General features: G+C 41.5%; 21 protein-coding genes. 1 reads left to right on the forward strand and 20 read right to left on the reverse strand.

Annotated elements, in window-relative coordinates; all coding sequences use genetic code 11:
- Positions 1–2: 2 nt before the first annotated feature.
- The 14 genes from DW930_RS05235 to DW930_RS05300 form a co-directional block, all read right to left on the reverse strand.
- The gene (locus DW930_RS05235; RefSeq protein WP_123159504.1) at positions 3–2744 is read right to left on the reverse strand and encodes an SIR2 family protein; all 2742 of its coding nucleotides are present in this window, start codon (positions 2742–2744) and stop codon (positions 3–5) included.
- A gap of 53 nt (positions 2745–2797) precedes the next feature.
- Complete coding sequence (locus tag DW930_RS05240) at positions 2798–4099, reverse strand: restriction endonuclease subunit S (RefSeq protein ID WP_123159505.1); 1302 nt, start codon at positions 4097–4099, stop codon at positions 2798–2800.
- Positions 4092–6200 (reverse strand): class I SAM-dependent DNA methyltransferase, encoded by a 2109-nt coding sequence (locus DW930_RS05245; RefSeq protein WP_123159506.1) that lies wholly within the window; start codon positions 6198–6200, stop codon positions 4092–4094. Before DW930_RS05245 ends, DW930_RS05240 begins: the two co-directional genes overlap by 8 nt.
- Positions 6201–6320: 120 nt before the next feature.
- Positions 6321–6575 (reverse strand): Txe/YoeB family addiction module toxin, encoded by a 255-nt coding sequence (locus DW930_RS05250; protein ID WP_013903192.1) that lies wholly within the window; start codon positions 6573–6575, stop codon positions 6321–6323.
- Positions 6576–6578: 3 nt separating this feature from the next.
- On the reverse strand, positions 6579–6833 hold the full coding sequence (locus tag DW930_RS05255; RefSeq protein ID WP_207801602.1) for a type II toxin-antitoxin system Phd/YefM family antitoxin: 255 nt from the start codon (positions 6831–6833) through the stop codon (positions 6579–6581).
- A gap of 250 nt (positions 6834–7083) precedes the next feature.
- A complete protein-coding gene (locus DW930_RS05260; protein ID WP_123159508.1) occupies positions 7084–8178 on the reverse strand; it encodes a nucleotidyltransferase in 1095 nt (364 codons plus the stop codon).
- A gap of 6 nt (positions 8179–8184) precedes the next feature.
- On the reverse strand, positions 8185–8925 hold the full coding sequence (locus DW930_RS05265; RefSeq protein ID WP_279387258.1) for a class I SAM-dependent methyltransferase: 741 nt from the start codon (positions 8923–8925) through the stop codon (positions 8185–8187).
- Between the two features lie 207 nt (positions 8926–9132).
- Positions 9133–9486, reverse strand: a complete 354-nt coding sequence (gene rsfS, locus DW930_RS05270; protein WP_120701680.1) for a ribosome silencing factor — start codon at positions 9484–9486, stop codon at positions 9133–9135.
- A gap of 14 nt (positions 9487–9500) precedes the next feature.
- On the reverse strand, positions 9501–10001 hold the full coding sequence (locus tag DW930_RS05275; RefSeq protein ID WP_120701679.1) for a cysteine hydrolase family protein: 501 nt from the start codon (positions 9999–10001) through the stop codon (positions 9501–9503).
- Entirely contained in the window at positions 10002–10598 is a 597-nt protein-coding gene (yqeK, locus tag DW930_RS05280) for a bis(5'-nucleosyl)-tetraphosphatase (symmetrical) YqeK (protein ID WP_120701678.1), read from the reverse strand.
- On the reverse strand, positions 10595–11227 hold the full coding sequence (locus DW930_RS05285) for a nicotinate-nucleotide adenylyltransferase (protein WP_120701677.1): 633 nt from the start codon (positions 11225–11227) through the stop codon (positions 10595–10597). Before DW930_RS05285 ends, yqeK begins: the two co-directional genes overlap by 4 nt.
- Positions 11228–11248: 21 nt before the next feature.
- A complete protein-coding gene (gene yhbY, locus DW930_RS05290; protein WP_006595720.1) occupies positions 11249–11560 on the reverse strand; it encodes a ribosome assembly RNA-binding protein YhbY in 312 nt (103 codons plus the stop codon).
- 218 nt (positions 11561–11778) lie between these two features.
- Complete coding sequence (yqeH, locus tag DW930_RS05295; protein ID WP_023027189.1) at positions 11779–12885, reverse strand: ribosome biogenesis GTPase YqeH; 1107 nt, start codon at positions 12883–12885, stop codon at positions 11779–11781.
- A 2-nt stretch (positions 12886–12887) separates the two neighbouring features.
- On the reverse strand, positions 12888–13415 hold the full coding sequence (locus DW930_RS05300) for a YqeG family HAD IIIA-type phosphatase (RefSeq protein WP_123159640.1): 528 nt from the start codon (positions 13413–13415) through the stop codon (positions 12888–12890).
- 173 nt (positions 13416–13588) lie between these two features.
- On the opposite strand from DW930_RS05300, the gene DW930_RS05305 reads away from it, so the two are divergent.
- Positions 13589–14209 (forward strand): TVP38/TMEM64 family protein, encoded by a 621-nt coding sequence (locus tag DW930_RS05305; RefSeq protein ID WP_023024202.1) that lies wholly within the window; start codon positions 13589–13591, stop codon positions 14207–14209.
- Between the two features lie 184 nt (positions 14210–14393).
- Here the strand turns inward: DW930_RS05305 and DW930_RS05315 are convergent, their stop codons facing one another.
- From DW930_RS05315 to gatC, 6 genes are all read right to left on the reverse strand, one after another.
- The gene (locus DW930_RS05315; protein ID WP_120701676.1) at positions 14394–15305 is read right to left on the reverse strand and encodes a DMT family transporter; all 912 of its coding nucleotides are present in this window, start codon (positions 15303–15305) and stop codon (positions 14394–14396) included.
- A 111-nt stretch (positions 15306–15416) separates the two neighbouring features.
- Positions 15417–19115, reverse strand: a complete 3699-nt coding sequence (locus DW930_RS05320; RefSeq protein ID WP_123159510.1) for a pullulanase — start codon at positions 19113–19115, stop codon at positions 15417–15419.
- 155 nt (positions 19116–19270) lie between these two features.
- The gene (locus tag DW930_RS05325; RefSeq protein WP_023024207.1) at positions 19271–20311 is read right to left on the reverse strand and encodes a 2,3-butanediol dehydrogenase; all 1041 of its coding nucleotides are present in this window, start codon (positions 20309–20311) and stop codon (positions 19271–19273) included.
- A gap of 196 nt (positions 20312–20507) precedes the next feature.
- Positions 20508–21953, reverse strand: a complete 1446-nt coding sequence (gene gatB, locus DW930_RS05330) for an Asp-tRNA(Asn)/Glu-tRNA(Gln) amidotransferase subunit GatB (protein WP_123159511.1) — start codon at positions 21951–21953, stop codon at positions 20508–20510.
- Positions 21953–23419: an Asp-tRNA(Asn)/Glu-tRNA(Gln) amidotransferase subunit GatA gene (gene gatA / locus DW930_RS05335; RefSeq protein ID WP_123159512.1), complete on the reverse strand. Its 1467-nt coding sequence runs from the start codon at positions 23417–23419 to the stop codon at positions 21953–21955. Before gatA ends, gatB begins: the two co-directional genes overlap by 1 nt.
- Positions 23419–23721 (reverse strand): Asp-tRNA(Asn)/Glu-tRNA(Gln) amidotransferase subunit GatC, encoded by a 303-nt coding sequence (gene gatC / locus DW930_RS05340; protein ID WP_117744623.1) that lies wholly within the window; start codon positions 23719–23721, stop codon positions 23419–23421. Before gatC ends, gatA begins: the two co-directional genes overlap by 1 nt.
- Between the last annotated feature and the right edge of the window lie 17 nt (positions 23722–23738).

Genomic DNA, 23738 nt, shown 5'->3' on the forward strand with positions numbered 1-23738 from the left:
GTTCATTTCTTAAACGTAATTTTTTCTTCATTGAGAGTTCTTATTATATACTCATCAATCAATTTATTATCTTCTTCATTTTTTGAAACATAAGTTTTAATATTAATTGGAGTTCTACGCTCTAATAAGCGATGAATAACTTCATCACTTCTATCATTGTACCAAGTCCAGTCTACTTCAGGGTAAAGCCCTCGGATATTTTCTTTGATATCTTTTAAAATGTCAAACTCTGAAAAATATCCTTCTATGCTTAGATTGTATAAATCACCTACTGACTGTTCTCTTGGATCTGGGATGGTTTTTATTCCATCCTCATAACTTTTATTAATTCTTTCAATCAAGTATTGGTAGATTTTATTTTGTAGCTTAGAAAAATCATATACTTTAGCAAGCATCAGTTTAATTACCTTGTAATAATCGATATTTTCTGAATCCTCATAAGTGCTTAGAATTTCTAGAACATCTTGTTTAGTATCCTCTTCAAGATTTTTAAATAAATAACGTAACAAATCAGAATACTCCATAATATTTTTAACATCATTATTTTGATATTTAATTTTTAAAATATCTATATTGAGCTTTTCAAGCATTATCTTCGCAGTTTCTTCTTCAGTTGAGCAGTATTTTAATAACTGAGAATATAATGGATACGCTGAATGATATAAAGAAAAATCATTCCCTAAAATTATGTTTAAATGTTTATTAACAATCTCAACTATCTTAGATTTCAACAAATCATTGTTAATTAAACTTTTATTATCAAGAACAAGTTTAATGAGCCCCTTAATTTCTTTATTTAAACTAAAATATAGTGTTTGAGAGTCTAAAATATTTATTATTTTTGATACATCTATATCATCAACCAGAGGCAGAAAATTTAGCAGAGTCCTTAGGTCATGTAGATTACCGTCTACGTGAGATTTAACTTCTTCTTGCAGATAAGTTATTCTGTTAAATAAAAACTCTTTTGCTTCTTCAGTAACTTTTATTTTACTAAATAAATAATTTCTAGAGTATAAATCTACTACTTTAAAATCGATACTAGGAAGAATCAATTGAACATCGTCTAAATCAAGTTCCCAAATCATTGATGCTGTCCCTTCAGAAATAGATTTTTCATGATTTACATATGAATTATCATAACTGAGTAATAACATTTCTAAGTATCTATTAATGATTGATTTAAACATCTTATAATGCTCAACACACAAACAGTTTAGTTTTATAAAGTTATAAAGATTTTTCACTTCAAATTCAGCATTATAGAGATGATTATTAAAAGACTGTCCTCCCCTCCTATAGTTTTCATGCTCTTCACGAATTTTATCGAATAATTCATTAATCGTTTCTAATTTTCTGTAAAAAAAATTAAAGTTAAGGATTGAATCTCTAAAAAATTCGATAATTTTTTTCTCATCACCTGTAACCGAGTTAATGATTTGTTCCGTGAGTTCATTTAGTTCTCCACTATATAATGATTCAGCATAATTAGGTGCTTCTTCAAAAATACTTATAGGGATGCGTTGGAAATTAAATTCACACACAAGGAAATTAAAATAGTCTTTCTGGCGAAATGCTATATTCGCTAACTCTCTAAACTTTGCTTTTGCGAAAGCATATTGTCTTTCCTCATATAACTCGAACGCCTCTATTAAAAATCCATTTGCTTTGAATTCTCTTGTTTCTTCTAAGTCAATATCAAAAAAATGTTTTAAGAGAGATTTGTTAGTGACCATATTTCGTAGTTCTTCATGATCCTCGAGTTTAAATCTTAAGCTATCATTTCCAAACCAACTATAGCTATCACCCCTGTTTAAAGCTCTTCTCTTTAAAGTGGAGTATGTCGAAAAATATCTCGAATCGATAAAACTGAGCCTATCTAAAAAAGCAAGTTGAATCCATAAATCTTCAGCATTCTTTACCGTGCTATTCCTATTTTCAGCAAGAGTCTCTAAAAATCTCTTTGTACTAAAATACTTTTTGTTCTGATTGTCTGTTTCTTCATCTGAAAAAGTTTCGTTAGAAACAATGATAATGCCTTGTTTCTTATAATACTCTCTAATAATCATCGAAGGTTCTTCAGGTGTATAAAAATAGGCGAATTTAGCATCCAATTTAAATGTGTTCTGAATCAATCGAAATATAGAATTAAAAGTAGAATCACCTAAAGAATAACCTACGAACAATAAGGTATGGTTCATTATCAATGACTGAATTAAAGTAGAAACCATTGGGAAGTTCAACGCATAGTCTAAGTAATCATCCTCTTTTAAAACAATATTTTTCTTGCTGAAGTCACCATGCATTTTAATTAAATATCTTTCAGAACTTGTGTAAGGGATATCTTTATCCTCTGCGACGACATTGTACTTTAGCAAGCCATTTTCAAACTGATCTTCCAGTAGAGAATCATAGTTTGTTGTAATAATATGTTTCGGAGCTATTTTCTCTATTAGTGTATGTAAGTCATTTGTTTTACTTGTTCCCTTACTAAAGAAAACTTCCTCTATCTTTTTTGTATACTGATTTTTCCCAAAGGTATCATAATAATACTGAGCAACTCGTAAATAATCATCCGAATCACCATCTGGCAAATCCAATTCTTTTTTAAATGATTGAATCAATTCTCTCCAAGTCGGTAAATTTGAATTAGCAGATATCCCTGCACCAACAAATAAGATTAAAGAATTTTCCTTAATCGATTTCTTTATTTGAGATACAGATAGACTATAATTTTCTTTCATATTTTAAGACCGTCCTATCATTCACTTGTTTCAACTAAATACAAGTTACTCTTCTATACCCTTCTCTTCCCTGTCACATAATCATAAATAAGAGTTTGTCGTTGTTTATTAATATTTTCAATCTGCTGATTCTTGATTTGAATCAGTTTATCAATTCTGCTTGTTTCATTATCAAGAAAATCAACAATTTGGTCTTGTTCTTCACTTTTAGGCTGAGGAATACTCCAATTTTTAATTAAATTTTGACTGATGTTTGGTTGAGTTCCACCTTGTGCAGAAAAAATTAAATTACTTTTACTTGCTTCTATGGCATATTTCCCAAAACCAACTTTTTCAGAGGATCCCAACATTACGACAACTGCCTGATTAACACAAGCATCAATATAACTCACAGCCACATTGCCAACTGAAGCACCATACATTGCTAGAGCAACAAAAGGTGGTTGATATATTTTTAATGCCGAAGTAGATTTAAAACCTTGATAACTAATAGTTTTACTTACACTCGTCACTGTATCGGTTTGATATAAATCTCCAGATTGAATCCAATTTATATCACCATCATAGAATATTTCATTATCGCTTTTAGGAGTAGAACCACTACCAATTTCATCAAAGATATATTTAATAGCTTTCACTCCCCACCCTTCAGGCACCTGTCCAATCCAGTCGATTCCTGAATCTTTCATTGGGACTGTTTTATCCAGTCCTTTTGTGACGGTTTCATAAATCAAGCTGGCGCGGTAGTCTTTAAGTTTTTGAATCTGCTCTTCCAATAAGGCTTTGACCTTATCTAACTGAGCCGTTTTCTTGTCAAGGAAATCAGCAATTTTTTGTTGTTCATTTTTTTGGGGAAAGGTAAAAGTGAATTCGTCAAATACATTTTGATATAAATGTAAAATAGTGCTGGCCCCTGAATTTGTATAGTTAAACCACATCCAAAATTCATCTGATAGTAAAATATAATATAAAAATTTTCTATCAATCTCATCAATTGTTTGGATCCTTAATACACCACTATTTAACGAAGCCTTATCATCAAGTCCTGAAATAATAGCTACTTTACCAACTGTCCCATCTTTTGTAATTAGCAAATCACCATTTTCAACTTGAATCTGAGGGGCTTCCAACCAACGTTTTTCATCAATATGTACAGCTGTTTTAAAATTAATTGTTCCATCTTGAAAATCAGTTCCGGTGATTAAATATGGACCTTCTTCTTTATATTCAGCTGATGTTAATCCTTGCCAACCGATTCTACCATTAAGCTGGGTCGTAAATTTTATTTTTGAAATCTCCCACTCTTCTGGTATCTGTCCGATCCAGTCGATACCACTCTCTTTCATCCTAGTCATGTTTGAGTTCCTCCAAGAGAGTCTGTAATTCTGCTTCTAAGTCATAGAATTCTGCCAAGAGCTTATCGGCACTTTCTGGTGCTTGGTATTGATAGAAATAGCGAGTAAAAGGAATCTCGGCTCCATAGCCCTTTTCCTCATCAAACCAGTAGTGGGCATCAGGTACATGAGGATAAACCTCACGCGCAAAGTAGTCTTCCACATCCTCTGTCAGCTTAACGATTTCACTATCCTTAGTTGTCTTATCATAGACGATTCCATCAGCAATCTCATTTGGCTTGTCTTTCTTATTGGTTCGGATGACTTCTGCTGTCTTGTCCATTTCGCTCATAGCAAGAGCTAAAGCATTGATATTAGCAGGTGTTACCTTGATATCCTCCAACAAGTCCTTAATGACTTGGACAAAGATTTCGAAGTTAGGATAGGTCTCTTTAGAGATTCCCTTACGAAGAGCATCTAAGATAGCTTCTTGCTTGATCTTGCCAGCTACAAAATCTTGTAATTTCTTCTCATCTTTGGCTGAACGTGGTTCCATCTCTAGCAATTCTTGATACTGGTATTCGTCAAATAGTTTAGCTAGGAAAGGAACACTCTTCGCCTTCTCAATAGTTTCCTTTGTAATGTAGCCACGGCGTTGTAGAGGTTGCATGACTGTATATTCTCGGTAGAGAAACTCATTTTTATCAAAGATCTTCACATGGCCATTTTCTGTAAAGTCATCATACCATTGGAGGATTTGGCGGATATTATCTTGAGATAATTCACGACGTTTTTGTCCGAGAGATTTACGCAGAGGAACAAACTCTTCTGTCGCATCGATAAACTGGACCTTGTTTTGACGTTCAGGAGATTTGTTTTTGTTGTAAATCCAGATATAAATCCCAATCCCTGTATTGTAGAAAAACTGTCCTGGTAGGGCAATAATAGCTTCGAGTAAGTCATTCTCAAGAATGTAACGACGGATCTGACTTTCTCCAGATGAAGTACCACCAGAAAAGAGAGGAGAACCATTTGAAATAATAGCTGCTCGCCCATTTTCTTCTAGTTTAGCTAAACCATGAAGATGGAAAAGCAATTGGGCATCGCTAGTACCAGGAGTCGCTACAAAACGTCCTTGTTGACCTTCTGTGCTCTCAAAGAGTTTATGATCTCTCTTGACAGCGTCTTCTACTCCATCGTCCGCATCCTTCCCGCCCCAAGGTTGACCAAAAGGAGGATTGGCAATGACAAAACTCATCTTCGTATCCGGGAATGGATCTGAATCTTTTAGGGTATCCGCCTTCACAAAATAATCCGAATCTTCTTGACGAATCAACATATCCGCTCGGCCAATCCCGAAAGTCTCATCTAAAACTTCCTGACCAAAAAGACGGACAGTTGCCCCTGTATCGAGCTTGCGGATATAACTTTTAGCTGTCGCTAGCATACCACCTGTCCCTGCAGCCATATCTAAGATTTTCAACTCTTTTTTATCAACAAATAATTCTTCATCAGCTTCGATCAAGAGCAGATTGACCATTAGAGCAATGACTTCACGTGGTGTATAGTGAGATCCAGCTTCCTCATTTTCAGAAAAGCGACGGATAATATCCTCAAACATATAGCCCATCACCATAGAGTCCACAGAACTTGGCGATAGGTCAATCTGAGAGAACTTTTTGATGACAGTAAAAAGACGCCCAGACTTTGCAAGCGTGTGGACCTGTTCTTTAAACTTTAGATTTTCGATAATATCCTTCACACGACAAGAGTAACCATCTAGATAGGCAATAAAATTTTCCTCAATCGCATTGGGATCATTTTGGAGGTTTTCAAGCGTAAAAGGACTGGTATTATAGTATTTATAGCCAGACTTGTTCTCAAGAACTTTCTCTGGTGTATTGGGATTTGACTGATAAAGCGCAACTACTTCATCTTTGGTCGGTAATAGGGCAGCTTCTAGACGAGTCAAGACAAACATCGGAATGATGACATCGCGATACTTATCCGCACGGTAAGCCCCACGTAAGGTGTTCGCAATCGACCAAACTGCGTTGACCACATTTGAAATCTGAACGTCGTTCGATTGGAATATCGGTAGTTTTTCTTTAAAATTAGACATTTGCTTCCCCTGTTTTTATATTAATATTCGCTTTTATTATACCATAAAAGCCCACTTATAAAGTGGGCTCAAATAAGATTTTAAGCAAAAGGATTATACAAGATCTTTAAGCACAAAGACTTAGTAATGATCTTTAAATGACAGAAAGGCAACTCCTGATTCATCTAGCATATAAATCAGACGATTTTCTGCATCAATCCGTCTTGACCATGCCCCTTGAAAGTCATATTTCAAGGGCTCAGGTTTGCCAATCCCTGCAAATGGATCCCTTTGGATCTCCTTAATAAGGGTATTAATTCGCTTCAGTGTTTTTTTGTCCTGACTTTGCCAGTAACAATAATCCTTCCAAGCATCTTCTGTAAACTTGAGTAACATCCGTTACCCCTCAATCTCATGGAGTTGAACCTGGCCAGCTCGGACTTCTGCCATGCCTTGTAAGACCTTATCCGACAGTTCCTTGTTCTGAGCTACTCGCAGGGTCTCTTGAAGGCTATCCCACTCGCTCTTAGAGATAACTACAATATCTTCATCTGGATTCTTATTGACAACCGTCAAAGGCTCAAACTCATCATTCACCTTCTTCATATAATCCTTCAAATGATTGCGGAATGTTGAATAAACGACTGCTTCCATTACCATACCTCATTCTACCTCTTTTCTATTATTATACACGAAAAAGAAAAACTTGTCAGGATCTTGTACAAGTATGTTTCCTCTCTACCTAATTATTCGTAAAAGTTTCTAAATTTTGTAAAAAAAAAATCTACTGTCTAAAAAGATTTTTTAGACAGTAGATAAACACTGTTTCCGTGCATCATTTCTTTCTTGCCTAATCCAACAAAGATGCTTTTGTTAGGTGAGCAGAATGGTTACGTAAGACTATTTATTCTTCCACTCTCACCGGCACCCGGCCCCAGATTTGTTCCGGTAGTTGGGGATGCCCCAATTGATAGACTTGGTCCGCTTGCTGGCTCAAGGAATCCCAAGGTTCTCTGCCAATCCGCGTCACAACGTTCACTTGGCCTTTTAGTGACTTGAGGTGGGCTTGGCCTTTTTCAGTGAAGCCCAAGACATGGATAGCGGTCGGCAAGATTTCTTCTCTCGCACCTACTAAGATATAAGTCAAAATGCGGCGCACACGCGCCTTGGTATAGCGCTTGGTCGCCACCTGGTTAACCAAGTCTTCCACAGAGCTCGCGCTTCGAATGGCATCCTTTATCCGATTGGCCAGTTCTTCATTGACCTGAAATATCTGTGTCAGATCCGGATGGGTTAGGATTTGATAATTGAGCAGTTGAAAATAATCTTCCCAAGTCACCTGCGGAGCAGACTGAAAGAGTTGGCTATTGGGCATAAATTTATCGACAAAGTCCTGATCTTCCTTGTGTAAGCGTAGACTTGTAGCAGAAGCATAGGCCACTTCTTTTTCTTCCGAGTGGTAGCCCGCTCCCTGTCGTCGGATAGGCTTAAGCACAATTGCCTTCCCAGCACAAGCCTTGGCATAAGCCAAGCCCAAGATATGGTTGGGAGTAGCCCCTGTAAACTCCACTCCAGCAAAGGTTTCCCACATTTTTTGGGTCTTTTGTGGATAGGATAACTCTTCTGGAAGTCTTCGCAAAAAAGCTTCCATTTCCTCTGCTTGCTCTGAGTAAACAGTTGCAATCGATTGGTAATCCAAAACTTCTTCTGTCCCAAAGGTCAATTGATAAATTCCCAAACGGGACAAGATCTCTATCGCGCCTTTGGCAAAATGGTCAGCTGACTGAACAGCCACGAGAAAGGGGAGCTCGACCACCAGGTCCGCTCCATTTTCCAAAGCCATCTGGGCCCGTATCCACTTGTCTACAATGGCAGGCTCACCACGTTGGACAAAATTGCCGGACATGGCAACAATCTTCAGTCCCTCTGCCTGATCCAACAAGTACTTGTGGCCATTGTGAAAGGGATTAAATTCTGCAATAATTCCTGTAACTGTCATGCTATCCTACTTCTGTGCTACGAAAAACCAACGTTTGCTAGTCTTTGTTGGCTCCTTATCTTCAAAGTCCGCGTAGAGTTTAAAGGATTTAAAGCCAGCCTGCTCCAATAAGATATCATAGGTCAAGACTTCATAGGTGCGTTCTTCATGGACTTCATCGTGGCGACTAAAGGAGCCATCCTCTTCTTGGACGAAGAAGGTCAGCTCATGGACAATCGAATGAGGGGCTCCATCCTCGTAGGTATCCCAGAGCATGGCAAAATCTTCCGCATTTTCATGGTAAGAATAGCCTGGAAAAACCTCATCAGTCTGGTAGGTCGAATGGACATCAAAGATAAAAACACCATCTTCATTCAGAGCATTATAGACTTCTTTGAAGACATCTCCCACTTCTACTTCGTCTTGCATGTAGCAGATGGAATCGGAATAGCAGGTCACAAAGTCGTAGCTACCTGCTTGCGACAAGTCCAGCATATTGCCCTCGATAAAATCAATCTTTTGCTTGGCTGAAGCCGCTCTTTTCTCAGCGATTTTCAGCATATCAGAACTCAGGTCAAACCCTGTCACATCAAAACCAGCTTGGGAAAAGCGGACAGACTGAATCCCTGTCCCACACGCCAATTCCAGTAATTTTTTCTTATCTTTTGTCTTTGGGAGATGGCGGAGGGAAAAATCCGTCCACAAATCATACAGCCTGTCATCCATAACGGCATCATAGACAGCCGCAAAGGTTTCATAAGTCGCCATAATCATGATACAAAGAGCGTTAAAGACATAGAGAAAATAGAAAGCTTTCCGACGTATCATCAGACACCAAGAAAGTTACTCTGTTTCTCACAGCTTTTAGCTCGTGTTCCGTTACCAACCTAACCAAACACGAGGCCCCATCCTTTCTTTCCATAGAATTTCAATTTAACCAACAAAACCCAGTTGTCACCAACTGAGTTTACCTGCTTATGCTAGGGCTGCTGAAAGATCGACAGCACTTGCTTCATGCCAGAGCTTTTCTAGGTTATAATGAGCACGCATTTCTTCTGAAAAGACATGGACCACTACACCACCTAGGTCAAGAAGGACCCAACCTCCAGCTGAATTCCCTTCTACATGGCTAGCATTAAAGCCAGCTTCAACAACCTTCTCACGAATATTTTCTGCGATAGCTTCCAACTGACGGCTATTCATAGAGCTCGCGATAACAAAGTAGTCTGTCACACTGGTCAAGCTTTGAACATCCAAAGCTACAATATCTTCTGCACGTTTTTCATCGGCAGCTTTAACAACAAGTTCAAGTAATTCTTTTTCTTTCATTTAGTCCTCTTTCTTTAAAAAATTGTTTTGTAGTCTAAGACATCCGCAAAACGTTCTTCCCAAATATTTTCATAAAATTCATTGAGCGTTTCTGCTGGGATATCCTCTCCATCAAAGGTTGTAACAGCTCCTTCTGGAATGACCAGCTTATAGCCGTATTCAAACCCCACTTTGACGGATGTATCGACACAATATTCTGTCTGCATGCCACACAGGACCAGTTGTTCAATCCCTTGTTGATCCAAGTATTCTTTTAATCCTGTCTCTTTAAACATGCTATTGTATCGCTTCTGAAATACCTTTTCATTTGCCTGTCTCTTCAACAGTGGAGATAACTGCCAATCTTCCGAGGTGATAGCCTCTGGCGTTTCAATATGTTGAACATAGATAATTTCGATATTCTTGCTTCTAGCCTGATCTTGTAAATAAGTAATCTTCTCTAAGAGCTTTTTTGTCTCAAAACCTGTTTCCACTAAGATATTTTGTACATCAATAATGATAAAAGCTGTCTTCACTCACTGCTCCTCTTTCAAATACTTCACAAAGGCGTTGTAGGTTTCAAGGGTTTGGGGATAAATGGGCAATCCTTGGTGGGCCAGGTGTTCGACTGTACGAGCTGTTTCATAGGCCACGGCACGATCCAAAGAGACTTGAGCGATGTCGCGCGCTTGCTCCACCCCTGGAAAGGCCCGGTTGTGTTCAATGTAATCTGCTACATAGACAATCTTGTCTAAGGTTGACATCTGCCCACTTCCCACTGTATGAATCTCAATACTGCGAAGAATAGCTGGATCTGTCAGCCCGAGATCTTCTTGGATCTTGTAAATCCCAACCATTCCATGCCAGACATTGTTGCCCCAGTTTTTTAAAGCTGGATCCAACTCATAGCGATCAATCAAGTCTAAAAATTCCTGATCCGATAATTTCTTAGCATAGTCATGCAACAAACCTGCTAGGCCAGCCTGTTCTTCATCTGCACCATAGCGTTTGGCCAAGTCACGTGCGGCCTTCTCAACTCCTAAACAGTGGGTTAACCGTTTTTCTGGCAGGATTTGACCCATTTTTTCGAGCAAGACCTCACGAGAAAATCCGAGATAGTTTTCATAGGTCATTGATACAAACCTTCTTTCTTGATGAAGTCCAAGACTGGTTTTGGAAGCATAAAGTTGGGCGTCCGACCTTGAGCGATAAACTCGCGAACCATGCTAGAAGAGATATCCATCAAGGGAACATCGACCCAAATCACGGGGTAAGAGGTTCCCGCCTTGTAACGGGGACGTTGAACACCGACAAACTGGACCATCTCCACTAACTCGTCAATCCGATACCATTTTGGCAGGTAGTCCACCATATCGGCTCCAATGATAAAGTAATAGTCTGTATCAGGGTCTCGCTCATTGAGTAACTTCATCGTATCGTAGGTATAAGAAATCCCTTTACGCTCTAGCTCAATCGTCTCGATTTCTAGTCCTTCAATCCCTTCAATGGCTAGTTCTAACATTTTCAGGCGATGACGCTCATCAATGGTTTCTTTTTTATCCACATGCGGAGGCTCATATTCTGGCATGAGAAGGACCTTGTCCAAGCCCAATTGTTGGCGGACCTGGTCCGCAACTACAAGATGGGCATTATGGACAGGATTGAAATTCCCTCCGAGGATTCCCACTTGTTTGCGTTTCTTATCTTTGATCTCTGGCTCTAACTCCACCTTGGTAAAGGGGGTTAATAGTTCAATGGCCATATACCTGCTCTCCTGTGTCTCTTAGATCTCTTTTACTTTGACTGAAATCTTCCGGTTTTCTTTTTTGCTTGATTGTTTGTACAAAATCAGGATGCGTCCAATTTTTTGAACCGTATCCACACCGATTTCTTCTTCCAAGATTTCCGCTACTTCATGAATGTTCTCATCTGTATTTTGAAGAAGGGTCACCTTGATCAGTTCGCGAGCGTCTAGTGCTTGGCGAACACTGGTTTTGATTTGGTCATTGAGCCCGTTTTTCCCGATTTGGATAATGGGTTTGAGGCTGTGGGCTTGGCTATTGAGGAAAGCCCGTTGTTTGGATGTTAATGTCATGTTTTTACAATGCTTCTTTTTTGATACTTTTCTCTTGTGGTGGCGGTCGTCAGCGACCTCCTTACGGAGTTCCATGACTTAAATTTGAGCCTAGGTCTCAAACTTTCCGCGCCTAAGTAGTAAAACATCTACTTAGGCTTTCACCACAGTGAAAAGTATCCTTTCTAGGCTCGTTGCACTCGCCCCTGTCTAAAAAGAAACGGTTTCCTTTCATATTTTTAAATGATAGCTTTGCGTGATACGACGGCGACGCCTTCTGGTGCCCAGACGGCTACTTTAGCTTCTCCATTGACACGGATCCAGCCAAGTCCAGAAATGACGAGGTCCGTCTTGTCCTTGATGGTAAACTCATGGGAAACCAATGGTGGGAAGTCTTCCTTTTCCTTGCTATTAGGAGGGGTTAGTAAGCCTCCGACATGCTTGTCGTAAAAGGCCGTCGCTCCTTCGAGTTTGGTTCGGTGAAGCTTGAGTTCGTTATCAAAGAAAGCTGTGAAACCTTGCTTTTCTCCCTTGATAAAGTCAAAGCGCCCCAAACCACCCAAGAAGAGGGTTTGCTCGGGGTTGAGCTGATAAGTCTTGGGCTTGATTTCCTTTTTAGGGCTGACATACTTGAGGTTTTTAGCTGTCAAGTAGTGAGCCATCTGGTGGCGATGGATAATCCCCGGTGTATCGTAGATGTAGGATCCATCGTCCAGTGGGATTTCAATCTTATCCAGTGTCGTCCCTGGGAAGCGAGAGGTCGTGATGATATCCTTGTCCCCAGTGATTTCTTGGATAATCGCATTGATGAGGGTCGATTTCCCTACGTTGGTCACACCCACCACGTAAACATCACGGCCTTTGCGGTGTTGCTCAATCTTTTCCATCAAATCCTTGATGGCACTCTTGTTTTGGGCAGAGGTGAGGACCACATCGACAGGACGCATACCTTCTTCGTGGGCTCGCTCCATCAACCAATGGGTCACCTTGTTGTCCTTGACAGACTTGGGCAGGATATCCTTTTTATTTCCGACCAAGAGGACATCATTTCCTGCTACAAAACGAGGCAATCCAGGAATGACGGAGCCATTAAAGTCAAAAATATCCACTACATTGACCACGAGGGCATCACTATCTCCTACTTCGTGAAGCAATTTTAGGAAATCATCATCTGTCAGATGCACATCTGTAATTTCATTGTAGTGACGGAGACGGAAACAGCGTTGGCAATAAACTTCGCCTGTTTCCAATCCCTTTTCAAGAGCTGATTGGGGAGTATAGCCTAGTCCCTCTTTGTTTTCTGTCTGAATGGGCGCTCCACAGCCAATACAGAATAATTCTTCCATTCTTAAATTCCTTTTTTGTATACAATCGGACCATATTTTTCGGCCATTTGCTTCATAACACGGCGTTCACGCGCTCGGTTGATCTGGGTCTTGATGGAATCATGCTTGACCAAAGGCTTAACCAAAATCGAACGAATGCCCGCCCGATGAGCAGCCCGAATATCGGTCATCAGTTGATCCCCCACCATGACCACTTCATTTTTCTCATAGTGGAAACGCTTGAGAGCCCGATCAATCCCAAAGGTAAAGGGCTTGAGTGACCAAGCTTCATAGTCAATATCAAATTTCTCAACCGCACGTTTGACCCGTTTAGGACTATTATTGGACACCACGATGACCCGAATCCCGCCATCACGAAGGTCATGCAACCACTGGCGCATTTCAGGAGTTCCATCCGGATTATTCCAAGCAATCAAGGTATTATCCAAATCCACAAGGACCGCCTTGATGCCCTCTTTTTTCAAGTCTGCAACGGTGAGATCGTAGGCCGCTTCCACCGCAAAATCTGGTTTGTAATTTTCGATTGACACGTTGTTCTCCATTTTTTATATTCTCTTCATTGTAGCATAATTGGACGTATTTTGCACTTGCTTCATCGCCCCTATTGGAAAAAGCATCTGTTGGTTTGTTCTCTAAAATAGACAAAATCGTTACAAACTATCAAAAACATGATATAGTAGAAGAAAAAATACATGGAATCGTTATGATAGCAAAAGAAAAAAAATTGAGGGAGGTTTCTCCTCTCCTCCAAAAAATCATCAATTGGTCCTCCATCATTGGAGCCCTTGCAACCCTTGCTTTCTGTATCTGGGCCTACTTTGCTGGTATCCTCCAATCCAAGGAAACCTTGTCGGCCTTTATTCTCCAAGCAGGAATCTTTGGACCTCCTCTCTTTATCCTTCTTCAGATCCTTCAAACAGTGGTCCCTATTATCCCCGGCGCTCTAACATCTGTCGCTGGTGTCTTTATCTATGGCCACATCGTTGGGACCGTTTATAACTACATTGGAATTGTCATTGGCTGTGCCATTATCTTCCAGCTCGCAAGAATGTACGGGCCTAAGTTTGTCCAGTCTATGGTCAGTCAGAAGACTTACGACAAGTATATTAACTGGCTCAATGAAGGCAAACGGTTCGATCGCTTCTTTATCTTCATGATGATCTGGCCCATCAGCCCTGCAGACTTCCTCTGCATGTTAGCTGGTTTGACCAATATGACCTTCAAACGCTACATGACGATTATTATTTTGTGCAAGCCGATTACTTTGGTCATCTACACCTACGGTCTCACCTATATCATCGACTATTTCTGGCAAATGATGTAAAAAGAGAGTGGGACAGAAATCGGTAATTCGTTAGAATTCGATTTCGTCGTCCCACCTCCGCACAGTTGAGTAGGGCTGTAAAAGCTGATGAAATCAGCGTAGTAGAGCCCACTCAACCACTGCGTCTTGCTCTACAATCCAAAGACAATTGAGAGGCTAGGACTTTTGTCCCAGCCTCTTTTATTTATAGAATCCCTTTTTCCTTTTGAATAATGAAGTCTTTTAGGGTGATGAGGAGGACTGCTAACAGAATCATGCCCATCCCCAAAAAATCAATGATAAAGAAATGTTCCTTCATAATGACAAAGGCAAAGAAAACCGCCGAAATCGGCTCAAAGGATGCCAGCAAGCTTCCTTTAACAGCCCCTACCAGAGAGGTCCCTTTCAGAAAGGCTGTATAGGCAAAAATCGTCCCAATGACCACCAAACCAAAAAGAGCCATCCAGGTATCCAGTCTGTAGTTTCCAGAAGAAGAAAGAAGACCGCTAAAAGGGAGCATCAAGATTCCTGGAATGGCCATCCCAACTCCAATTACCAGCATACTTCCCCATTTTTGAATCAATTTAAGAGGTAAAATGATATAGAGGGCATAGGCAAAGGCTGACACCACTCCCCAAGCCAAACCTTTGGGATTAATGGCCAGATGGTTGACTTGACCGTGTGTTGCTATTAAGAATGTGCCACCAATCGCTAGAAGCATCGAAACCACTTCTGCTAGTGTAGGGGCCACTCTATCCTTGACACAGGTATAAGCCAAAATACCCACTGGACAGAGATACTGTAACACAGTGGCTGTCCCAGCATTGGATTCTGCAATCGCCTCTAAATAGGTTAGCTGAGTCAATAACAATCCTAAAAAGGCAAAATTAAGGAGCGGAAGGTAGGAAGATTTATCTTTGACAAAGGCCAAAAACTTCTCCTTATCTGCAAGGCAGGAAAGAATAATAAGGACAATGCCAGAAAAAAGTAAACGAAGATTTGTTAAGCCAATAGCCGAAAATCCGTGAACCATTAAATATTGCCCGCTGACTCCGGATAGTCCCCAAGCAATCCCCGCTATTAAAGTAATCAGAGTCCCTTTTAGAGTTGTAGACATGCTGCCTCCACAGATTTTTTTTACATCCTAATTGTAACACAAAAATCAGCCCAAATGGGCTGATTTACTGTAGGATTTAAAAAGTATTTTTAAGGGCCTATCTAGAAGAGATTAGTCTTCTTTTCTCCCTTTCTTAGCCATCCCTAACCCGAGACTACCTAAAAGTAGAAGCTCGGCCAAGCTGGTGAGGTTGGATCTCGCTTCTCCTGTTTGAGGAAGCGCGCGGGCTGGACTTGCCTCTTCTCCATTTTCAACTGACACGGAGTCATGATGAGGAGCTAAAGCTTGAACCTCTGTATTTTCTTTCTTTTGAGCAAGAAGCTGTGGCGTCGGTTGAGCAGTTTGCGAAGGAAGGACTTTCTTTGGAGATGGAGATACCGGCGTATGGTATTCAGGACGATCCGGGAGAACAGGATTTTCAACTTCTTCCTTAGTAGACAAGCGCAAGATAGTTGCTGTTAATGCATCTAGTCGAAGCCCTGTTTCTGTCCAAGAAATTCCTTTTGGATCACTCAAATTGATCACACCTGCACGTTCCCCATCCACTAGAACATCTGCATTTCTAAAGCGTGCTAGGTCAGTTCCTAGAGCAAAGTTACGCGCCTTGGTATCTGCATTGACCAAAACCAAGTATACTTCTCCATTGCTTGCAGTGATTTGGTAGCCAATCACCTGATCCTCTTCTTCCACTCCATTCTCACCTGGAATCGTCAAAAGCTTGACGCGGCTCTTCACTTCTTCCATGTTATCCATGCGGAAGGCGTCTGTCGACTTACGAAGGGCAATCAATCCTTTGGTGAAGGCGCGAGAACGCGTATTCTCTGGATAGAGGGCTTCATTAGTTGCTTTTTCCCAATCAAAGTGGTTGACGGCATCACTTGAGTCATAGGAATCATGGATAAAGTAAGGGTATTCAAATGGTTTTCCATTTTCATCTACCAACAAATGAGATTTGTTTGGAACCTTGTCATCAGAAACAGGCGTGCGGTAAGCTGGATCCTTAAACTGCTTGGTCCGACCATATTCTTGACCAGAATGAAGGAAAGGTGTGCCTTGAGCTGTCAAGACAAGCAGATTTCCGAGACGCAAGCGACGATGGATCTCTGCATTATTAGCTGGAATGCTAGGATCTTTCTTGATAGACTGAGCGATAATATCAAAGAGGGTCAAATTATCATGGGCTGCAATGTATTGGATAACATCACCGGGACTATCTGCCTCAAAGTTGGTTGGTTGTGCGATGAGATTCTTAAAGATAGTCGCAATCTTCCGTTTTCCATTGGTGATAAAGGCTGGTTGTCCCTCATTTGGATAGCCCGATTTTAGATTGTTTCGAACATCATCTGAGAATACTGCAACCGTGTCTGTTTTCTTCATCCAGGATTGGTCTGCTGGTTGTACAGGACTGTTTTCATCACCTGCATAGGTCACCCAGCCTTCTCCCAACATGATCAGATTAGGGTTTAGAGCCCGGGCTGCCTTGTAGGCTTCTTCGATAGAGGCCGCATCATGGTCGCCCATCATATCAAATCGGAAACCGTCTACCTTGTAAGTATCCACTAAATACTTGATCGAATCGACCAAGACCCGTTTGGACATGTAGTGGGTTGTACCCAAGCGTCCACCACCAAAGCTCGTCCGAGGTGTCCCATCCGCATCCATGAAATGGTAGTAATTTGGCTCGATATCTTCAAAGATGTCGACATTCGCTGTATGGTTATAGACAACGTCTAGGACCACTCCCATTCCTCGCTTATGAATTTCATTGACCAAATTCTTGAATTCTTCAATTCGTTTTTGAGGATTGCTTGGATCGGTTGAGTACATACCTGTCAAGGCAAAGTAGTTCTGTGGATCATATCCCCAGTTGTAGTTGCTATTGCTTGAGGCATACTCTAACAAGCGCTCGTTGTTTTTTAATTCATTGACGTGGTAATAAGATAGAACTGGTAAGAGTTGAATGTGCGTTACACCAAGGTCTTTGAGGTAATCCAATTTTTCAACAAAGGAGGCAAAGGTCCCAAATTGACTCTTAAGCTCTGATGCCAAAGCCGGATCAGAAGTGAAATCTCGGACATGGGCTTCATAGATGATAGCATCTTCCCGTTTCTTAAAGTTTGGAATGGACGCATAGGTTAAGTCACTCGGACCTAATCTACTTGGATCAACAAAGGCTGCTTTTGCTACCTTATGGACATCATCTGTCTTGGCCAATTCACTGTTCCAAGCTGCCAACGATTTGGCATAAGGATCAAGGACTGTGAAGGTTTTCCCTTGGCGTTCAATTTCATACTGGTAGAAATAGCCGGTATAATCTTGGATTCCCAGTCCTGAATCACCTGAAAGAGTCTGCTTCCAAGTGCCTCGCTCCCCTTTTTCCAGAGCCACACGGCCAACTAGTTTTTCAGAATCCTTTTTATCATAGACGACAACAGATACTTTGTCCGCACTTGGTGACCAGAGGGTGAGATCCACTTTTTTCCCAGCTTCATGAAGATGAGCTCCGAGAGTCCCATCATAGCTATAGGCTTCATCCTTGAGGCGCCAGTTCATTTTGGTCGTAAAGCGGTCATTATCGTATTGAACGGTATAGGACTGATCAACTTGTGAGAAATCCCCCGTATAGGTTACTTTCTTGCCTTTCTCATCTAAAAGCAGGTCCGAGATGGTGACAGGATTGCCCTGAGCATCCGTGATCTTGGTCCGCTTGAGCAACTCCTCTTTCTGTGCTCCAGCCAAGGTCGAGAAGCTGGCTTCAATTTTTTCTTTACCGACATGTTGAGCCCCCGTCATACGGATATCGTTGACATAGTATGGGTTGGTGTAAACGGTCGGATCATCATCCCGTAAGAAGATCTGGCTATGGTTCTTTAAATCAGTAAATTTATAATCTTCTTGTCGAATCTTCACATCGTCTCCAGACTTGCTCTCGTCCAATAATAAGAAACCAAATTCTTTTGCAGCTTCCTTTAGGGGGATATCGATGTAACGACCGTATTTCCCTGTCGCTGTAAAATCTGTCCCATCTGGCCAGGCGGCACTGCTCGGATTCTTTACATCTCCCCAATACCAGAGAGATTTTTTGTCATAGTTGCCATCTGTCCGGTAGTAATTTACTCGGACAGTTCCCTCTGCTTGAGGTTGATAAGAATAGACTTTAAATTTGTCGTCCAACCAAGCTTCATTCATTTTTGGGGAGAGCAATTCAATTGACTTGTCCCCAGTGATATTGTCCCCTTTAACATTGTTGATGAGGAAGCTAATCTTCTTAGCCTGCTCATTTTTAAGCTTAACATCTAGATAATAGCCGTAGTCATCTGTCTTTGCATCCTTAAAGGATTGGGCACCTGTCGGCCAGTTTTCCGATGGTTTTTCAACATCATCCCAGGTCCAAAGGCCTTGCGTTTCCTTGTTTTCTTCCGGTAGCTTTTTCACGTGAATCCGGATAGTCTGATCAGCAATCGGTTCCTCTGCCTTCTCAGACTTAGGAGATACCACCTCTTCAGTGACTGCGCTTACATTTTTAGGCGCTGTGACACTTTCATCCGCCACTTTTGGGGTTTCACTTGTCTCAGTCTTCGTAGCTTGTTTCACATCAGATGAAGAACTCACCTCTTCATTAGAAGGGCTTGTCACCACTTCTGAGGCTTGTGCAGGGGTGTTGATGGCTTCATCCGCACTAACCGGACTAGCAAAGGTTGTTAATAGGGCTAAGCTTGTCGCAATCGCAACTGAACCAACGCCATTTTTCAATCGACGAATCGCATAGACGACTTGTTTATCGCCTGTCACAGAAGGTTTCTGTTTCATAAATGTCTCCTTAAAATGATTAGTGTTCAACCAGTATAGCATGTTAAAATTATTTATGCAAGCGTTTTCGTAATTTATACTACCTTTTTCTATTGTTCTCCCTCATTAAAAAAACCAGCCCAAATGGACTGGTTATATTCTAAATGTATGGTAGATCATGGCTCAACCAAAATCTTAATTTGGGCCTTATCTTGTGTTAATTCAACAAATCCTTCTTCAACGATATTTTCCAATTTAATTTTCTTGGTCACCAATTTTTCAGCAGAGAAGTAGCCTTGTTCCATCAATTCCAATACTTTAGGGAAGATGTGACGATAAGCGATAATCCCTTTGAGGGTCTTTTCTTGAATAGCGAATTCATTTGGATTGATGCTGGCTTCACGTTCCCAAATAGAAACAACCATACACTCACCAGCCTTATGCACAGCTGCCAAAGCTTGTCCAAGAACAACAGGAACCCCTGTCACTTCATAAGAAACATCCGCTCCACCATCCGTCAAACGATGAATGGCTTCAACGATTGATTCACCTTCTTCTGGGCGAACCACAATGGCACCCAATTCTTCAGCCTTAGCTTGGCGTTCAGGAGACAATTCAACCGCATAAATTTTCGATGCTCCAGCTGCACGGAGAGCTTCCACAATCAAAAGACCGATTGGGCCCAAACCAAAGATAACAGCTGTATCCCCAGTTTTCAAAGCAGACTGACGAACTGCATAAACGGCAACAGCAGCAGGTTCTGTAAGAGCAGCTTGTTCATAGCTCAAGCTATCTGGAATCACATGGACCAAATCTCCATCTAGAACACAATATTTAGCAAAACCACCATCTGCAGCAAGACCGACAAAATTCAAGTTTGGATCGAGGTTATAATCACCAATTAAATTGTGTTTTGCCAAAATAGGTTCAATTGTCACACGATCGCCAACTTTGACACGAGTCACATTGCTTCCAACCTCAACAATTTCTCCAGCAAACTCATGACCGAGGGTCACGGGTGCTTTTTGACCAGAATAAACATGCTCTTCTGTTGGAATGAAGATTGGCCCATCCAAGTATTCATGCAAGTCTGTTCCACAGATTCCCGTGAATTTGACCGCAACCTTTACTTGATGAGGTTGTACTTCTGGGACTTCCACTTCCTCGATACGAACGTCCTTTTTGCCATGCCAGCGGGCAGCTTTCATTGTTTCCATGTGTTTCTCCTTTGTATTTCCATAACTTACATTTTTCCCTTTCAGGAAAACCGACAACTACATTGTAAGCCTTTTCACAAACTTTGTCAAGATGGATTGAAATCTTAAATGACTATTTTCCATTCGAAAATAGAAAAAATTTTTAACCCACTTATTAAGTACTAAAAAAACAGACACCTAAAGGTGCCTGTTCCTTTTATTCACTATCCTTCAACTTTGCCAATTCTTGGGCAAGTAACTTAAGGGCTACTTGTGGGTTGGCTTGGCCTTTAGTTGCTTTCATAAGGAAGCCTGTGAAGGCCTTATCTGCATTCCGCTTCCCTGACTTGAAGTCAGCTACGGCTGCTTCATTGTCTGCAAAGACTTGGTGGATGATTGGGATCAAGACTTCAGGATCTGAAATCTGTACCAATCCGGCTTTTTCAACGTATTCACGCGCACCGCCACCATTTTTCGCCAAATGAACGAATACCTTCTTGGCAATCTTAGATGAGATGGTACCATCTTCGATGATGGCAATCATTTCTACCAAGTTTTCTGGTGTCAATTGGATTTCTTCAAGAGTTTTGCCTTCTGCATTCAAGAATTGCGCCACTTCTCCTTGGAGCCAGTTAGACACTTGTTTAGCATCTCCACCAAGGGCTACCGCTGCTTCAAAGAAGTCAGAGGTCACTTTAGTCGCTGTCAATTGGTTGGCATCATAATCAGACAAGCCAAGCTCTGCCACATAGCGAGCCCGACGGTCTTTTGGAAATTCTGGCAACTCCTCACGCATTTCCTCGATCCACTCGTCTGAGATTTCAAACAAGGGAAGGTCTGGTTCTGGGAAGTAACGATAATCCGCTGCCCCTTCTTTGACCCGCATAAGGATGGTGCTCTTGTTGGCTTCATCGTAACGACGTGTTTCTTGACGAATGATCCCACCTGAACGCAAGATTTTCGCTTGACGCTCCACTTCATATTCAAGACCCTTACGGACGTTTGAGAAAGAGTTCAAGTTTTTCAACTCCGTCTTGGTACCAAATTCCTCTTGACCGTATGGACGTAGAGAAATGTTGGCATCGACCCGCATGGATCCTTCTTCCATCTTCACGTCAGAAATGCCTGTGTATTGGATCACTTCTTTGAGAGCTGTCAAATAGGCATAGGCTTCTTCAGGAGAACGCATATCGGCTTCAGATACGATTTCGATCAATGGCACCCCTTGACGGTTAAGGTCTACATATGAGAAACCGTCTGTTCCATGCGTGTTCTTACCGGCATCTTCTTCCAAGTGAGCCCGTTCAATCCCGATTTTCTTGGTTGAGCCGTCTTCTAATTGCACTTCAATCCAACCGTTGTAACCAATTGGCTCGTCAAATTGCGAAATTTGGTAGGCCTTTGGATTATCAGGATAGAAATAGTTCTTACGGTCAAAGTGCATGTGCTGGTGGATATCCATGTTCAGCGCCAAGGCAGTCTTGATTCCAGCATCCACAACACCCTTGTTCAAGACAGGAAGTACCCCTGGGAAAGACCAGTCGATCACATTGGTATTGGCATTTTGCTCGTTCCCAAAGTGAGCAGAGGTTGGTGAGAAAATTTTTGAATTTGTATTCAATTCAACGTGGACTTCAAGTCCGATGACTGTTTCAAAGTTCATTAATTGTCACCTCCGAAAATAAGGGGTTGTTGCTTGTGGTAATCCGTCGTTGCTTCAAAAGCTGCTGCGACTTGATAGATCGTTTCTTCGGAATACTTAGGACCAATCAACTGCAAACCAACTGGCAGTCCTTGGGCAAAGCCTGCAGGAATCGAAATCCCTGGTAGACCTGCCAAGTTAACTGGGATGGTCAACAAGTCCGCCAAGTACATGGCAACCGGATCATGGCTGAGTGAATCTAAATCAAAGGCTACACTTGGAGCTGTAGGACCTAAAATCAAATCGTAATCCGCAAAGACTTTTTCAAAGTCTTGAATAATAAGGGTCCGGACTTGACCAGCCTTCTTGTAGTAAGCATCGTAGTAACCTGATGACAAACTAAAGGTCCCAAGCATGATCCGGCGTTTGACCTCATCACCAAAACCTTGGCTACGAGTGTTGACATAGATATCGTCCAAGTTCTTAGCATCTTCCGCACGGAAACCATAACGAATGCCATCGAAACGTTGCAAGTTTGAAGATGCTTCTGAAGAAGCAATGATGTAGTAGACAGCAACCCCGTATTTAGAATGAGGCAAGCTGACTTCTTCGACTGTTGCTCCCAATTTTTCAAAGTGCTTAGCCGCATTAAGGATGGTTTCTTTGACTTCTGGGTCAATTCCTTCCCCAAGATATTCTTTCGGAAGGGCAATCTTCATACCTTTGATGTCTTGACCAATCTTAGAAGTATAGTCTGCTACACGTACTGGGGCAGAAGTTGAATCTTTAACATCTTCGCTAGCAATGACATTAAGCAAGAGGGCATTTTCCTTAACTGTTGGCGCAAAAGGACCAATTTGATCCAATGAGCTACCAAAAGCAATCAGACCAAAACGGGAAACCGTTCCATAGGTAGGCTTGAGTCCAACAATCCCGTTAAAAGCCGCTGGCTGGCGGATAGAACCACCTGTATCCGAACCAAGGGACAAACGGACTTGACCCGAAGCTACAGCTGCTGCCGAACCACTAGATGATCCACCAGGAACCTTGCTGTGGTCCCAAGCATTCTTGGTTGGTCCATAGTAAGAAGTCTCACCAGATCCACCCATGGCAAACTCGTCCATGTTGGTCTTCCCGATGACAATCATATCTTTAGCTTTGGCATTGGCAACCGCTGTCGCATCAAAGATCGGCTCGTAGTTGTAGAGCATTTTTGAAGCCGCAGTGGTCAAGATGCCGTCAGTAGAGATGTTATCTTTGACAGCGAGTGGGATCCCTGACAGGAGGTTGTCTGCATCGATTCCTTTTTCGTCAATGGCCTTGGCTTGTGCAAGGGCTGCTTCTTCTGCTACCGTTACAAAGGCATTGACTGCTTCTTCACGCGCCTTGATATCGTCAAGTGTCGCTTGAGTCAATTCTGTCGCTGAAATTTCCTTAGAGACAAGGAGATTGTGCAACTCTTCAATGGTTTTATTGTTGAATGACATTAGGCATCTCCTCCATCTTCTAGGATAGCTGGCACCTTGATGTAGTAATTGTCTTTTTCAGGTACATTTTTAAACAAACGGTCGCGGTCAGTGCCTTTTTCAGCAATATCCGGACGCAATACAGTCTTGCGATCCGCCATGGTCGTTGTTGGAGCCACATCGGTTGTGTCCACCTCTTCCAACAATTCCACCATATCCACAATCTTCGATAAGGTTATCGCAAACTCAGCTGTCTCTTCTGGAGAGAATTTCAATTTTGAAAGATTGGCAACGTGTGTTACCTCTTCTTGCGTAATTTTCATCTTGCTTCCTTTCGTGA

This window comes from Streptococcus sp. AM43-2AT, from assembly GCF_003603405.1.
In the GTDB taxonomy this organism is placed as follows: Bacteria; Bacillota; Bacilli; order Lactobacillales; family Streptococcaceae; genus Streptococcus; species Streptococcus ilei.

What these genes read in the sequence shown, in the direction of transcription:
- DW930_RS05235 (WP_123159504.1), bottom strand. Translation starts at nt 2,744, where the DNA reads ATGAAAGAAAATTATAGTCTATCTGTATCTCAAATAAAGAAATCGATT.
- DW930_RS05240 (WP_123159505.1), bottom strand. Translation starts at nt 4,099, where the DNA reads ATGACTAGGATGAAAGAGAGTGGTATCGACTGGATCGGACAGATACCA.
- DW930_RS05245 (WP_123159506.1), bottom strand. Translation starts at nt 6,200, where the DNA reads ATGTCTAATTTTAAAGAAAAACTACCGATATTCCAATCGAACGACGTT.
- DW930_RS05250 (WP_013903192.1), bottom strand. Translation starts at nt 6,575, where the DNA reads ATGTTACTCAAGTTTACAGAAGATGCTTGGAAGGATTATTGTTACTGG.
- DW930_RS05255 (WP_207801602.1), bottom strand. Translation starts at nt 6,833, where the DNA reads ATGGAAGCAGTCGTTTATTCAACATTCCGCAATCATTTGAAGGATTAT.
- DW930_RS05260 (WP_123159508.1), bottom strand. Translation starts at nt 8,178, where the DNA reads ATGACAGTTACAGGAATTATTGCAGAATTTAATCCCTTTCACAATGGC.
- DW930_RS05265 (WP_279387258.1), bottom strand. Translation starts at nt 8,925, where the DNA reads ATGGCGACTTATGAAACCTTTGCGGCTGTCTATGATGCCGTTATGGAT.
- rsfS (WP_120701680.1), bottom strand. Translation starts at nt 9,486, where the DNA reads ATGAAAGAAAAAGAATTACTTGAACTTGTTGTTAAAGCTGCCGATGAA.
- yqeK (WP_120701678.1), bottom strand. Translation starts at nt 10,598, where the DNA reads ATGACCTATGAAAACTATCTCGGATTTTCTCGTGAGGTCTTGCTCGAA.
- DW930_RS05285 (WP_120701677.1), bottom strand. Translation starts at nt 11,227, where the DNA reads ATGGCCATTGAACTATTAACCCCCTTTACCAAGGTGGAGTTAGAGCCA.
- yhbY (WP_006595720.1), bottom strand. Translation starts at nt 11,560, where the DNA reads ATGACATTAACATCCAAACAACGGGCTTTCCTCAATAGCCAAGCCCAC.
- yqeH (WP_023027189.1), bottom strand. Translation starts at nt 12,885, where the DNA reads ATGGAAGAATTATTCTGTATTGGCTGTGGAGCGCCCATTCAGACAGAA.
- DW930_RS05305 (WP_023024202.1), top strand. Translation starts at nt 13,589, where the DNA reads ATGATAGCAAAAGAAAAAAAATTGAGGGAGGTTTCTCCTCTCCTCCAA.
- DW930_RS05315 (WP_120701676.1), bottom strand. Translation starts at nt 15,305, where the DNA reads ATGTCTACAACTCTAAAAGGGACTCTGATTACTTTAATAGCGGGGATT.
- DW930_RS05320 (WP_123159510.1), bottom strand. Translation starts at nt 19,115, where the DNA reads ATGAAACAGAAACCTTCTGTGACAGGCGATAAACAAGTCGTCTATGCG.
- DW930_RS05325 (WP_023024207.1), bottom strand. Translation starts at nt 20,311, where the DNA reads ATGGAAACAATGAAAGCTGCCCGCTGGCATGGCAAAAAGGACGTTCGT.
- gatB (WP_123159511.1), bottom strand. Translation starts at nt 21,953, where the DNA reads ATGAACTTTGAAACAGTCATCGGACTTGAAGTCCACGTTGAATTGAAT.
- gatA (WP_123159512.1), bottom strand. Translation starts at nt 23,419, where the DNA reads ATGTCATTCAACAATAAAACCATTGAAGAGTTGCACAATCTCCTTGTC.
- gatC (WP_117744623.1), bottom strand. Translation starts at nt 23,721, where the DNA reads ATGAAAATTACGCAAGAAGAGGTAACACACGTTGCCAATCTTTCAAAA.